This window comes from Streptomyces sp. NPDC088762 (assembly GCF_044750905.1).
Taxonomy (GTDB): domain Bacteria; phylum Actinomycetota; class Actinomycetes; order Streptomycetales; family Streptomycetaceae; genus Streptomyces.
Genome location: NZ_JBIVKT010000012.1, coordinates 24,328 through 37,160 on the forward strand (window position 1 = coordinate 24,328; position 12,833 = coordinate 37,160).

11 protein-coding genes are annotated in these 12,833 nt (G+C 69.9%); 6 read left to right on the forward strand and 5 right to left on the reverse strand.

All coding sequences use genetic code 11. The features are described 5' to 3' along the window. Positions 1 to 1,318 precede the first annotated feature (1,318 nt). Together ACIP5M_RS24780 and ACIP5M_RS24785 are read left to right on the forward strand one after the other, a co-directional pair. On the forward strand, positions 1,319 to 2,689 hold the full coding sequence (locus tag ACIP5M_RS24780) for a pyridoxal phosphate-dependent decarboxylase family protein (RefSeq protein WP_401200706.1): 1,371 nt from the start codon (positions 1,319 to 1,321) through the stop codon (positions 2,687 to 2,689). Further along, positions 2,686 to 4,095 (forward strand): lysine N(6)-hydroxylase/L-ornithine N(5)-oxygenase family protein, encoded by a 1,410-nt coding sequence (locus ACIP5M_RS24785; RefSeq protein ID WP_401200708.1) that lies wholly within the window; start codon positions 2,686 to 2,688, stop codon positions 4,093 to 4,095. The genes ACIP5M_RS24780 and ACIP5M_RS24785 overlap by 4 nt, the downstream gene beginning before the upstream one ends. Positions 4,096 to 4,185: 90 nt before the next feature. Here ACIP5M_RS24785 and ACIP5M_RS24790 read toward each other — a convergent pair whose 3' ends face one another. Continuing rightward, a complete protein-coding gene (locus ACIP5M_RS24790; RefSeq protein WP_401200711.1) occupies positions 4,186 to 5,982 on the reverse strand; it encodes a bifunctional metallophosphatase/5'-nucleotidase in 1,797 nt (598 codons plus the stop codon). A gap of 128 nt (positions 5,983 to 6,110) precedes the next feature. Here ACIP5M_RS24790 and ACIP5M_RS24795 point away from each other — a divergent pair, with 128 nt between their 5' ends. Further along, a complete protein-coding gene (locus ACIP5M_RS24795; RefSeq protein ID WP_401200713.1) occupies positions 6,111 to 6,812 on the forward strand; it encodes an SIMPL domain-containing protein in 702 nt (233 codons plus the stop codon). Between the two features lie 146 nt (positions 6,813 to 6,958). Next, on the forward strand, positions 6,959 to 8,386 hold the full coding sequence (gene pyk / locus ACIP5M_RS24800; protein WP_401200716.1) for a pyruvate kinase: 1,428 nt from the start codon (positions 6,959 to 6,961) through the stop codon (positions 8,384 to 8,386). A 6-nt stretch (positions 8,387 to 8,392) separates the two neighbouring features. Here pyk and ACIP5M_RS24805 read toward each other — a convergent pair whose 3' ends face one another. Beyond that, on the reverse strand, positions 8,393 to 8,965 hold the full coding sequence (locus ACIP5M_RS24805) for an RBBP9/YdeN family alpha/beta hydrolase (RefSeq protein ID WP_401200718.1): 573 nt from the start codon (positions 8,963 to 8,965) through the stop codon (positions 8,393 to 8,395). A 77-nt stretch (positions 8,966 to 9,042) separates the two neighbouring features. Here ACIP5M_RS24805 and ACIP5M_RS24810 point away from each other — a divergent pair, with 77 nt between their 5' ends. Next, positions 9,043 to 9,651, forward strand: a complete 609-nt coding sequence (locus ACIP5M_RS24810) for a TetR/AcrR family transcriptional regulator (protein WP_401200721.1) — start codon at positions 9,043 to 9,045, stop codon at positions 9,649 to 9,651. 8 nt (positions 9,652 to 9,659) lie between these two features. Here the strand turns inward: ACIP5M_RS24810 and ACIP5M_RS24815 are convergent, their stop codons facing one another. Further along, entirely contained in the window at positions 9,660 to 9,911 is a 252-nt protein-coding gene (locus ACIP5M_RS24815; RefSeq protein WP_401200724.1) for an EF-hand domain-containing protein, read from the reverse strand. 138 nt (positions 9,912 to 10,049) lie between these two features. Here ACIP5M_RS24815 and ACIP5M_RS24820 point away from each other — a divergent pair, with 138 nt between their 5' ends. After that, positions 10,050 to 11,087, forward strand: a complete 1,038-nt coding sequence (locus tag ACIP5M_RS24820; RefSeq protein ID WP_401200726.1) for a hypothetical protein — start codon at positions 10,050 to 10,052, stop codon at positions 11,085 to 11,087. A gap of 36 nt (positions 11,088 to 11,123) precedes the next feature. On the opposite strand, the gene ACIP5M_RS24825 is transcribed toward ACIP5M_RS24820, so the two are convergent. Beyond that, positions 11,124 to 11,993, reverse strand: a complete 870-nt coding sequence (locus tag ACIP5M_RS24825) for a MerR family transcriptional regulator (protein ID WP_401200729.1) — start codon at positions 11,991 to 11,993, stop codon at positions 11,124 to 11,126. 57 nt (positions 11,994 to 12,050) lie between these two features. After that, the gene (locus tag ACIP5M_RS24830; protein ID WP_401201153.1) at positions 12,051 to 12,776 is read right to left on the reverse strand and encodes a helix-turn-helix domain-containing protein; all 726 of its coding nucleotides are present in this window, start codon (positions 12,774 to 12,776) and stop codon (positions 12,051 to 12,053) included. Positions 12,777 to 12,833 lie beyond the last annotated feature (57 nt).

A 12,833-nucleotide genomic window follows, 5' to 3' on the forward strand; every position in this document is an offset into this window, starting at 1 on the left:
GGCCAGGCGCGTCCCCATCTGGGCTCCGATGCCACCGGTCACTGGGGACCGGCGCGCGCGGCCGGCCTGGCCCGGCGAAGCGCTCACCGAGCGTGGCCCCCCGACCTTGCAGCGGCGTAGCAGACCGGGCCGGGCCCGTGCCGTATCCGCCGCGTCGCCCGGTCTCACGCTTCGCCAGGGCAGCAACTGCCGTACTGGGCCCTGGCCTCCGGATGGGGTCGGCCAGGCCGCGTCCCCATCTGGGCTCTGATGCCACCAGTCACTCCGGACTGGCGTGCGCGGCTGGCCTGGCCCGGCGAACGCTCGTCGAGCGTGGCCGTCCGGCCTGGCAGCGGCGATAGCAGGCCGGGCTGAGCCCGTGCGGCCTCCGCCGCGTCGCCCGGCCGCACGCTTCGACAGGGCAGCAACGGCCGTAATCAGCCCTGGCCTCCGAATGGGGGGCGCCAGGCCGCGTCCCCATCTGGGCTCCGATGCCACCGGTCACTGGGGGCCGGCGCGCGCGGCCGTCCTGGCCCGGCGAAGCGCTCGCTGAGCGTGGCCCCCCACCTGGCAGCGGCAATAGCCCCAGGGCGCTGCCCCGGGCACCCGGTGCCCGGGCAGGTCCCCGCGCCTGCGCCGGACAAGCCGGGCTCGGCCCATGCCGCCTCCGCCGCGTCGCCCGGCCTCACGCTTCGCCAGGCTCGCAACGGCCGCCGCCCGGCCCGGCTCAAGCCCCCGCAGCGGCATGAAGGGGCCGGAAAACGACCCCGGACAAACCCCGGCGGTTACCCCATTCGGGTCGGATCGTTGTACCGGCTGGGTGCCCCGCCCTCTCCCGGCGCGCAGCGCAACCGGCGCAACCGCCGCGCAGCACAAGGGCAGTGCGCGGCCAGGCCCCGCCCGCCCAGCCTCCGGAGGTCCCCGCATGACAGCGCCGCCGCCCGGCCCGCCGCCGCCCGCCAGCACCAGCCCCGGCCCGCCACCTCTGCAGACTGGAGCCAGCCCCGGCACGCCGCCCTCGCCGGCCAGCGGCGGTCCTGGTATGCGGCCCTCGCCGGTCGACAGCACTCCTGGCACGCCGCCCTCGTCGGCCGTGGGCAGCGCCGACACGCCCCCCTCACTGGCCGACGGCAGCCTTGGCACACCGTCCTCGCCGGCCAGCGGCGGTCCTGGTACGCCGCCTTCGCCGGTCGGCGGCGGCCTCTGCACGCCACCGCCGCCGGCCGGCGGCGGTCCCGGCACGCCGCCCTCGCCAGCCAGTGGTGGCCTCGGCACGCCCTCGTCGGCCGGTGGCAGTGCCGGTACGGCGGCCGCGTCCGCCGTCGGCATTCGTGGCGGGTTGCCTCCGCTGGCCGGGGGGCGGGGCGGGGCCGCGGCTCTGCGGCCCCTCCTCGACACCGTCCTCGACGCCCTGCGCACCGGGGCCGAGGAGCGCGGCGGCCCCTTTCCGGCCGGCGGTCCCGGCGCCGGCTCGGACCGTGTCCGGGCCGCGCTGGGCGACGTACTGCCCGAACACGGCACCGGGGACCACGAAGCGCTCCGGACCCTCGTCCACACCCTCGCCGCCGGCGCGGCCGACCCCGCCGACCCCCTCTGCGCAGCCCACCTGCACTGCCCGCCCCTCGCCGTCGCGGCCGCCGCCGACCTCGCCGCCTCCGCCCTCAACCCCTCCCTCGACTCCTGGGACCAGGCCCCCGCCGCCTCCACCATCGAGGCCCTCCTCACCCGCACCCTCGCCGCCGAGTTCTACCCGACCGCACCCCACCCCGACGCCCTCATCACCACCGGCGGCACCGAAGCCAACCAGCTCGCCCTCCTCCTCGCCCGCGAACGCCACGGCCCCGGCCTCACCGTCCTGCACGGCGCCAACGCCCACCACTCCATCCCGCGCGCCGCCTGGCTCCTCGGCCTCCCCCCGGCCACCGCACTCCCCACACCCACCGGCACCCTCGACCCCGCCACCCTCGCCGAGGCCCTCGCCGCCACCCCCGGCCCCGTCCTCGTCACCGCCACCGCCGGCACCACCGACGCCGGACTCATCGACCCCCTCCACCCCATCGCCGACCTCTGCGACCGCTACGGCGCCGACCTCCACATCGACGCCGCATACGGCGGCCTCCTCGCCCTCAGCCCCCGCCACCGCGCCACACTCGACGGCATCGACCGCGCCCACTCCCTCACCGTCGACCTCCACAAACTCGGCTGGCAGCCCGTCGCCGCCGGACTCCTCGCCGTCCCCGACACCACCCTCCTCGCCCCCCTCGCCCACCAGGCCGACTACCTCAACGCCACCGACGACACCGAAGCCGGCCTCCCCGACCTCCTCGGCCGCTCCCTGCGCACCACCCGCCGCCCCGACGCCCTCAAGATCGCCACCACCCTGCGCTCACTGGGCCGCGACGGACTCGCCCGCCTCATCGACGACACCTGCGCACTCGCCCAGCACCTCGCCCGGCTCCTCGACGCCCACCCCGGATTCACACTCCACTCCGCACCCACCCTCACCACCGTGCTCTTCCGGCCCACCCACGCCGACGACACCCAGGTCGCCACCCTGCGCCGCACCCTCCTGCACGAAGGCCGTGCCGTCCTCGGCCGCACCCACGCCGACGGCCGCCTCTGGCTCAAAGCCACCCTGCTCAACCCCCACGCCACCGCGCGGGACCTGGACACCCTCGTCACCCTCCTGGAAGGCAGCACCCACCGATGACCGCCCAGCTCGATGCACCCCACGACCTCGTCGGAATCGGCATCGGCCCGTTCAACCTCTCCCTCGCAGCCCTCGCCCACGGCCTGCCGCACCAAGGAGCGGGCGAACTCGCCACCGCCTTCTACGACCAGCGCCGCGACTTCCGCTGGCACCCCGGACTCCTCCTCGACGGCGCCACCCTCCAAGTCCCCTTCCTCGCCGACCTGGTCACCCTCGCCGACCCGGCCAGCCCCTGGACCTTCCTCAGCTACCTCAAGCACAAGGAACGGCTCTTCCCCTTCTACTTCGCCGAGCGCTTCCACATCCAGCGCGCCGAATACGACGCCTACTGCCGCTGGGTCGCCGGCCGCCTGCCCGGACTCCACTTCGGCCACCAGGTCGACGCCGTCCGCTGGAACCCCGAACGCGAGCTCTTCGAAGTCGACTTCACCCAACTCGACGCCGACGGCGAAGCCGAAGCCCTCGGCCGCACCCACACCCGACACCTCGCCCTCGGCGTCGGCACCGCCCCCTACGTTCCCGAACCCCTGCGCCCCCTCGCCGAAGCCCCCACCGTCCCCGTCATCCACTCCGCCGACTACCTCGACAACCGCGCACGCATCATCGGCGCCGAACACGTCACCGTCATCGGATCGGGCCAGTCAGGCGCCGAGGTCTTCCTCGACCTCCTGCGCGCCCGCCCCGCCGGCCGCGAAGGCCTCACCTGGCTCGCCCGCACCCCCTCCTTCGCCCCCATGGAGTACTCCAAGCTCGGCCTGGAACACTTCACCCCCGACTACACCCGCTACTTCCACTCCCTCCCCGAACCCGTCCGCGACAAGCTCGTCCCCGCCCAATGGCAGCTCCACAAGGGCATCGACGCCGACACCATCGCCGCCATCCACGACGAGCTCTACCGCCGCACCCTCCACGGCGGCTGGCCCGACGCCGTCCTGACCCCCGGAGTCAGCGTCCGCACCGCCGGCCGCGTCGCCACCACCAAGGTCGAACTCCACCTCGAACACGTCGAACAGGGCAGCCGCTCCCGCCTCACCACCGACGCCGTCGTCCTCGCCACCGGCTACCGCGAACGCCCCCTCGGCCGCCTCCTCGCAGGCCTCGACCCCTACCTGCGCAAGGACTCCTCCGGCCGCCCCCGCATCGACGAGCACTACCGGATGATCACCGACCCCGCCGTCACCGGCAGCATCTTCGTCCAGAACGGTGAACGCCACACCCACGGCGTCGGAGCCCCCGACCTCGGCCTCGCCGCCTGGCGCAGCGCCGCCATCCTCAACACCCTCACGGGCAAAGAGCCCTACCCCCAGCCCACCCGCACCGCCTTCACCACCTTCGGCCTCGAACAGCGCGAACACACCCGCCCCCAACCCGCCGTCGAACTCCTCCCCCTGGTCGAACACCCCTGACCCGGCCCACCTCGCCCCCACCACCCCCCGAAACCGGACGGGGCCGGCGCCCGCCGCCGCAGACCCCGGCCCCGTCCGGGCGAACGGTGACTAGAAGACGGGCACGCCCGCCCGCGTCAGCCGCCAGTCCACCGACGCGAACTGCGCCGGGTCCACCGTCCCCTTCGCCTTCACCCACTGGATGATCGTGTTGCGTATTTCATCCGAGTTCGCCCACAGCTGCCTGGCCTGAGGCACGTGCGGGAAGTTCCCGCCGCCCGAGGCCCGGTAGTTGTTCACCGCCAGCACGAACTGCCCCGCCGGATCCACCGGCTTCCCCTGGAACGACAGACCCGTGATCCGCCAACCGACCGGCTGCGCGATGTCGATGTCGTACGTGACCCCGTACACCGCGTCGTAGTTGTAGTCCGGAATGCTCTCCGCATTGGTCAGCTTCGCCGGATCCACCACATCACCCGGCGCCGTCCGCACGTAGTACCGCGCCGAGTACTCCAGGTAGTCCTTCAGCTGCGCACCGGTCAGCAGACGCGCCTCGAGCGTGTTCTCGAACGGGTACAGGCCGGCCGCGTCCCTGATCGTCACCTGCCCGGCCGGGATCGCCGCCGTACGGGAGAAGCACGAGGCCTGCGACAGCACCGGCAGCGCCGCCCACTCCGTGCCGGCCAGGGCCGCCTTCACCGTCTCCGCCTGGACGTGGCTGATCAGGTCGATGATCGGCACGTCCTTGACCGGCCCCTCCGCCGAGGACATCGCCTGCGTCGACGTGCCGATCACCTGGTTCACGTACGCCACGACCTTGCGGTGTTCGTCCGACAGCAGCCCCGTGATCTCGGGGTCCTCGGCGGCCGTGTTGGAGTTCAGAACCTTCGCCGCGACGTGCGCCACCGACCAGCGGCCCTTCGCCCACACCAGCTCGAAGTCGAACAGCGTCAGGCGCTGCCCCCACTTGAGCGGCTCCGACAGCACCACGTCCTTGCCGGTCGCCTTGTTCTTCACCCGGTACTCGGGGATCTCCGTGTGGGCGTGCCCCACCAGGATCGCGTCGATGCCCGGCACCTGCTCGGCCACCAGCCCGGCCGCGTTCTCGATGTACGGCAGCTGATCCCCGTACGAAGAGGTCCCGCTCGACCCGGAGTGCGCCGACACGATCACCACGTCCGCACCCAGCGAACGCAGCCGCGGCACGTACTTCGCCGCCTGCTCCTCCAAGCCCGGGAAGGTCATCTTCCCCTGGACATTGGCCTTGTCCCAGATCGCGATCCCCGGGTTCGTCAGCCCCAGCACCGCCACCTTCACATCCGGCCCGTGCGGCGTCCGCAGCCGGTGCATGCTGTACGGCGCGAACGCCGGCCGCAGCGTCTTCGCATCCAGCGCATTCGCCCCCAGCAGCGGGAAGTCGCACTGCTCCTCGAACTTGCGCAGCACCGGAATACCGTAATTGAACTCGTGGTTCCCCAGCGCCGCCGCGTCGTAGCCGATCGCGTTCATCGCCTGGGCCATCGGATGCACCGGACCCCGCCGCGCCGTGATCGGGTCCACCTTGGCGTAGTAGTACGAAAGCTGCGTGCCCTGGATCGTGTCACCCGCATCGATCAGCAGCGTGTTGGCCCGCCCCTTCTCCGCGCGCACCTGATTCACCAGCGTGGAGATCTTCGCCAGACCGACGTCGTTGTGCGCCTTGTCGTCGAACTCCTTGTCCGTGAAATAGTCCCAGTTGAAGACATTCCCGTGCAGATCGGTCGTGCCCATCACCGTGAACGAGTACGTCCGCGGCGGCCTCCCCGACTCGGACTGTGCCGCGGCCGGGGAGCTCGTGGCCCCCGCCAACGCCACGGCCGCACCTGTCGCAGCCGTGGTTCCCAGAAACGTCCTACGGTCGAACGCCATGCCATCTCCCCTTTTGAGGCGTGAACAACGCGCGTAGATTCTGACCCACCGGTAACAAGCAGCAACACCCCTGCCAGGTTTCGATCCGATGACCGGACCCGAACGGACGACAGTGCGAGAGTGAAACCATGACCCAGGACGCATCGCACCAGCCCTACGGAACCCCCGAAGTACCCCGCGTCGCCGTCCGCGGCGAAGCCCGCATCGAAGTCGACCCCGAGATCGCCCGCATCGGCATCACCGTCAGCGCCCGCGGCACCGACCGGCGCACCGCACTCGACGACCTCACCCGCCGCAACAACACCGTCCTCGAACTCCTCAAGGGCTACGGCGACCCCGTCGAAAAACTCGAAACCGGCTCCTTCTCCATCACCCCCGAACTCACCCGCCACGGCCGCGGCGAACGCATCCGCGCCTACCACGGACGCGTCCACATCACCGCCGAACTCAACGACTTCACCACCCTCGGCGAACTCACCACCCGCCTCGCCGACCTCGAACTCACCCAGATCGACGGACCCTGGTGGGCCCTGCGCCCCACCTCACCCGCCCACGGCGAAGCCCGCCGCCAAGCCGTACTCGAAGCCGTCCAACGCGCCCGCGAATACGCCGAAGCACTCGGCGCCCGCCTCGCCGCCCTCGTCGAACTCGCCGACCTCGGAGCCGAGAACGCCGTCCCCTTCCAGGCCGCCCCCGGCGCGGGCATGCGCACCATGGCCTTCACCGCCGCCGAAGACGCCGGCCCCCCGCCGCTCGACCTCGAACCCCAGCGCCAGACCGTCTACGCCCAGGTGAACGCCCGCTTCACCATGACCCCTCCCCAACTCTGAAACACGACAGAACCGGCACCCCGGGGGTGCTCATCAGAGCACCCCTCCGCACATTCAACAATTGTCAACAAGCTTTTGCTCAAAGGTTGTTGAGTGGACACCCGGAACCAATTTCCTACTGCCTGGTAGGGGAATACGCTCGCCCCATGCGCCGAGCGAAAATCGTATGTACCCTGGGCCCCGCCACCGACTCATACGACCAGATCAAAGCCCTGGTCGAAGCCGGAATGGACATCGCCCGCTTCAATCTCAGCCACGGCACCTACGCCGAACACGAAGAGCGCTACCAACGCGTCCGCAAGGCCGCCGACGAAACCGGCCGCAGCGTCGGCATCCTCGCAGACCTTCAAGGCCCGAAGATCCGCCTCGGCCGCTTCCACGAAGGCCCCGTACTCCTTGAACGCGGCGACGAGTTCACCATCACCGTCGAAGACCACGAAGGCGACCGCCACACCTGCGGCACCACATACAAGGGCCTCGCCGACGACGTCACCACCGGCGAACGCATCCTCGTCGACGACGGCCGCGTCACCCTCGAAGTCACCGCCGTCGACGGCCCCCGCGTCCACACCACCGTCATCGAAGGCGGCATGGTCTCCGACCACAAAGGCCTCAACCTCCCCGGCGTAGCCGTCTCCGTCCCCGCCCTCTCCGACAAGGACATCGAAGACCTCCGCTGGGCCCTGCGCACCGGCGCCGACATCATCGCCCTCTCCTTCGTCCGCAGCGGCCGCGACATCGACGACGTCCACCGCATCATGAAGGAAGAAGGCCGCCGCCTCCCCGTCATCGCCAAGGTCGAAAAACCCCAAGCCGTAGAGAACATCGACGACATCGTCGCCGCCTTCGACGGCATCATGGTCGCCCGCGGCGACCTCGGCGTCGAAATGCCCCTGGAACAAGTCCCCATCGTCCAGAAGCGAGCCATCAAACTCGCCAAGCGCAACGCCAAGCCCGTCATCGTCGCCACCCAAATGCTCGACTCGATGATCGACAACTCCCGGCCCACCCGCGCCGAAGCCTCCGACGTCGCCAACGCCGTCATCGACGGCACCGACGCCGTGATGCTTTCGGGTGAAACCAGCGTCGGCAAATACCCCGTCGAAACCGTCCGCACCATGTCCCGCATCGTGGAAGCCGCCGAAGAAGACATCCTCGCCAAAGGCCTCCCACCCCTCACCGAGCGCAACAAGCCCCGGACTCAAGGCGGCGCCGTAGCCCGAGCCGCCGCCGAAATGGGCGACTTCCTCGACGCCAAATTCCTCGTCGCCTTCACCCAGAGCGGAGACACCGTCCGCCGGCTCTCCCGCTACCGCTCACCCATCCCCCTCCTCGCCTTCACCCCCGACCCCGCCACCCGCTCCCAGCTCAACCTCACCTGGGGCGTCGAAACCTTCCTCGGCCCCCACGTCGACTCGACCGACGCCATGGTCGCCCAAGTCGAAGAAGAACTCCTGCGCATCGGCCGCTGCATCCCCGGCGACGTCGTCGTCATCACCGCTGGCTCACCCCCCGGCGTCAGCGGATCCACCAACCTCGTCCGCATCCACCACATCGGCGACGCCGTACGCTGACCCCCGCTACAACACCTCACGTATAAGACGCACCGCGTCGGGCAGCTCCCGCAGGCTCTCACCCGTACTCGGGAAGTGCCCGCCCGACGCGGTCACCCGCGCCACCGCCCCCAACTCCGTCACAAACCGCATGACGTGCTCCGCAGTCGCCTCACCGGTCACCGGATCATCAGCCGCATGCAACACCCGGAACCCCCGCGCCGCACCCCGGATCCTCGCCCAGTCGAACTCCGGCGAAAAGAACGGCGCCAGCGCGTCATACCCCGCACCGGCATTCATCGACGCCACGAACACCACCCCCGCGAAAGCCCCCTCAACGGCGGTGTCGTGCTCCTGCAGGAGCCGCAACACATTCACCCCGCCCAGACTGTGCCCCACCAGCACCGTCTCACCGGCCCGCATCCCCTCGGTCTCCGCCCGCAGCCCCTTCAGCCACGCAGCCGCCTCCGGCGCGAACGGCTCGGGGAAGTCCGGCACCCGCACCTCATGCCCCTCGGCGCCCAGCTCCTCGGCCACCGACCGGTACCAGTGCTCCTCACCCCTCATGCCGTCCCCGTGTGCGATCACGATCCTGCTCATGACTCATCCCCCCACCCCGTCGAACAATCGAAACGCTACGCAGCGTTTCGATTTAAGGTAGGGGCTATCGTGATGCCGTGTCAACCACACCCCAAAACCCCGCACCCCGAACAGGCGGCCGCCTCCGCAACGAAGACGCCCACCACTCCGTCCTCGAAGCCACCGCAGCCCTACTCACCGAACACGGCTACGGCGCCCTCACCATCGAAGGCGTCGCCAAACGCGCCAACGTCGCCAAAAGCACCGTCTACCGCTGGTGGAAATCCAAACCCGCCCTCGTCATGGACGCCTACGCCCACGAAACCAACACCCGCGTCCCCGAACCCGACACCGGCACCCTCCCCGGCGACCTCACCGCCTTCATCACCGACCTCTACCGCATCGGCAACGACCCCCTCCGCGCCAAAGCCCTCACCGGCCTCATGGCCGAAGCCCAACTCGACCCCACCTTCGCCGACCCCTTCCGCGCCTGGGTCCACACCCGCCGCGAACTCGTCACCACCCTCCTCACCCGCGCCATCACCCGCCAGGAAATCCCCGCCGACACCGACCTAGACCACGCCACCGACCTGATCTTCGGCCCCTTCTGGTACCGCCTCCTCATCGCCCACGCCCCCCTCGACCCCACCGACGCCCCCGCCCACGTCACCACCATCCTCGACGGCCTCACCCCCCGCCGCCCCTGACGCCGTAGCTACCAGCCGAACCGCCGATCCACCACCGCCTCGAACTCCTCGAACGTCAACACCGCATCCCCATTCGCATCCGCCGCATCGAACAACGCCGACGACGCATCCACATCCCCCACACCCCAAAACGGCAGAACCCCACGAGCAGCCAACGTCGGCCCCTTCGACCGCAAAGCCGTGATCACCTCCACCCGCGTCAACTCACCATCCGCATTCAAATCCAACGCATCGAACAACTTCCGGGCCTTCTCACTCATCACACACCCCTTCATCGAACGTCTTGACCTCAACCCGACCCTAGGCCCTACCGCCACCAGCCACCCGGACAACGGCCGCGCAACAGCCGCCCCATCCCCCTCCAGACGGCCGCCCCAGTGACCGTAGACTCGCGCGCCATGGAAGAAACGTTCGAGCTCGGGACCATCACCTGCCCCTCCGGCAACCTCGTCCTCATAGACGCGGGCCACCTGGGACTGTGGAGCGGCGAACAGTCGCCGGCCGACATCGATCCGGCCTACCTGGGTATCGAAGACCCGGCCACGGCTGCCGACGTCACCGGCGCCATCGACTTCGCGGTCACCGGACCCGACGCCTCCCAAGCCGTCCGGACCTTCCACCGGCAGCCAGGCCCCATGCTCCACGACATCCCGGCCTCCAAAGCCGCCGAACTCGAGGCGACCTTCAACGAGCACTGCCGCACCGCCCGCCTCCACGCCCGGCTCGAGGCCTTGCCGATACGCGAGCCACACGCCCACAGGGCGCGCCGCACAGCCGAGGAAGGCGGCGGCAGCTTCCTCATATTCGGCGTACCCGTCATCGCAGTCGGCGGCATACCCCGCAACCGGCACCTGCCGGTTCTGGCCACACAGGTCGACCACAGCAACGGAATCGGGACACGCTGGTCCGAGATCTCGATCCGCACCAGCGACGGCCAGGTGCACTCATCCCTATCCCTCGGAGACATCGGCGTCGACTGGGCACGCATACTCTTCGGCGACACCGACGCCCTGAACACCTGGCAACACGACGAACCCGTCGACGGCATGGCCGACGTGGCCTTCTGGGGCGCCGCAGCAGACGAAGCAGCCACCACGTTCGCCGCACCCGAACTCGGCGAACCCGGCGAGGACGGCATCCACGGATGGACCGGCCTGCCCCTCCCCAAGGCCATCGACAAGGCACGCACCCTGTCGAGATGGAAGGACGAAACCGGCCGGCGCATGGCCGTCGACTTCCGACCCCACTCCCACCACTGGCAGATCATGCGCGACGTACGTGCCTCCCCCCACGGCGCCGGAACCATCGACCTCGGCCCCGCCCGACTGCTCTGCGCAATGACGACCTGGGGCGACGGCTACTTCCCCGTAACCGCCGACTACGACGCCTCAGGAAACCTCCTCGCAGTACGAGTGCAGTTCTCCGACGCGCCCTGAGCGACCCAGCAGAGACGACCCCCGACACGCCCCCCGTCACCCCGCCGCAAGCACCTCCGCGAACCGCGCATACACCGGCACCAACCCCGGCACCACCTCCCAACCATTCACCACCCACACCAACCGGAAATACCGCTCCACCCGAACATCACCCGCAGCCGCGAACTCCCCGGCCAACCACCCCCGAAACTCCGCACCCGGCACCCGCCCCAACGCCACCGCGAACCGACCCACCAACTCCTCGACAACCCCCTCCTCAACCCCCGGCCCCTCCACCACCCGCCGCACATCACCCATCAACTCCGCACCCGCACACACCTCCACCTCCGGCACACCCGGCCGCCACCCCCGCAACGCCGCCCGAAACCCCTCATCACCCACCAGCGCAGCCAACTCCACCCACGCCGCCAACTGCTCCGCCGACGGATCATCCGGCAACTCAGGAGCCGCCACACCCAACACCCCCACGGCCACCGGATCAGCACCCTCCACCAACCCCCCGACCAACCGCCGGAACTCCTCACCCGACAACCGCGCAAGCCCAGACAACAACGCCAACTCCTCCACACCCGACCCACGCCCCGCCACCACCCGCAGCACAGCCCGACGCAACCGCAACACCCTGATCTGCACATCCAGCGCATCCACATGCGCCGCAGCCACCTCAGCCACCGACGCCTCACGCTCCAGCACCCGCCGAACCGTCGCCAGATCCAAACCCAGCTCGCGCAACGTGCACACGAGCTCCAGACGAAGCACCGCATCGAGGTCGTACAGCCGATACCCGGCACGACTCCGACAAGCCGGCGCCACCACCCCCGCATCCGAATAGAACCGGATCGTCCGCACCGACAACCCGGTACGCCGAGCCAGCTCCCCGATCGAGTACAAGTCCACGCCGTCCATGGGCCCCACTCTGCGGTCTCCACCCACTGGAGACTCAACCCCGGGCGGGCGCCGCCCTCAGTACTTCGCCCCGACGTGGGCGTCCATGAGCGCGACGGACGCCTTGCGGGCGACGGAGACGTTGTACGGATCGCTGCCGCGTGCGGTGATCGTCCACTCGACGCCGACGGCGGTGAGGGTGTCGGTGCAGAGCCGCCGGATGTCGTCGGACTTGTTGGTGAAGAAGTACCGCGGGTACTCGTACCGCTTGCCGTTCCGGACGGTCCAGTTGGTGATCCGGCACCCGTCGGAGTGGATGAGCCCCCGGATGAACTCCCAGGGGTGGGCGTCGACGATCTCCTGCTGCCAGCCTTCGAGGATGATCCGCCGCTCGTGCTTCTTGCCGGGCCCGTGCTGTGGGAACAGGCACGTCCAGTGGGTGGAGTAAGACTTGACTTCGACGCACCCCAGCCGGTGCCGACGGTTCACGCTCGGGAGCCGCATCACGAGGCGCATGGCTTCTTCTGCCGCGTCTACGAGGCCACCCCAGGAGGCATCACAGAAGATGGACAGATGGTGCTGCTTGTACTTCGAGATGATGTGGCCGTCGCCAAGGTAGAGGCCGAGGAGGTAGGCGTACGCTTCCCGGTCGACGTCGCGGCCGGTGCACTTCGGACAGTCGCTGGGCGGCGCGTACGCTTCGCCACGGCTCTTTCGGTCCTGATGTCGCCACCAGCCGACAGTGCCCCGGGGTATGCCGAGATGCTCGGCCACCACTCGGTTGGTCACGCCGCGGCGTAACAGTAGGACTGCTTCTTCGCGAATTGCGGGATTGTGCTCCACGACTCAGGAGCTTCGCCG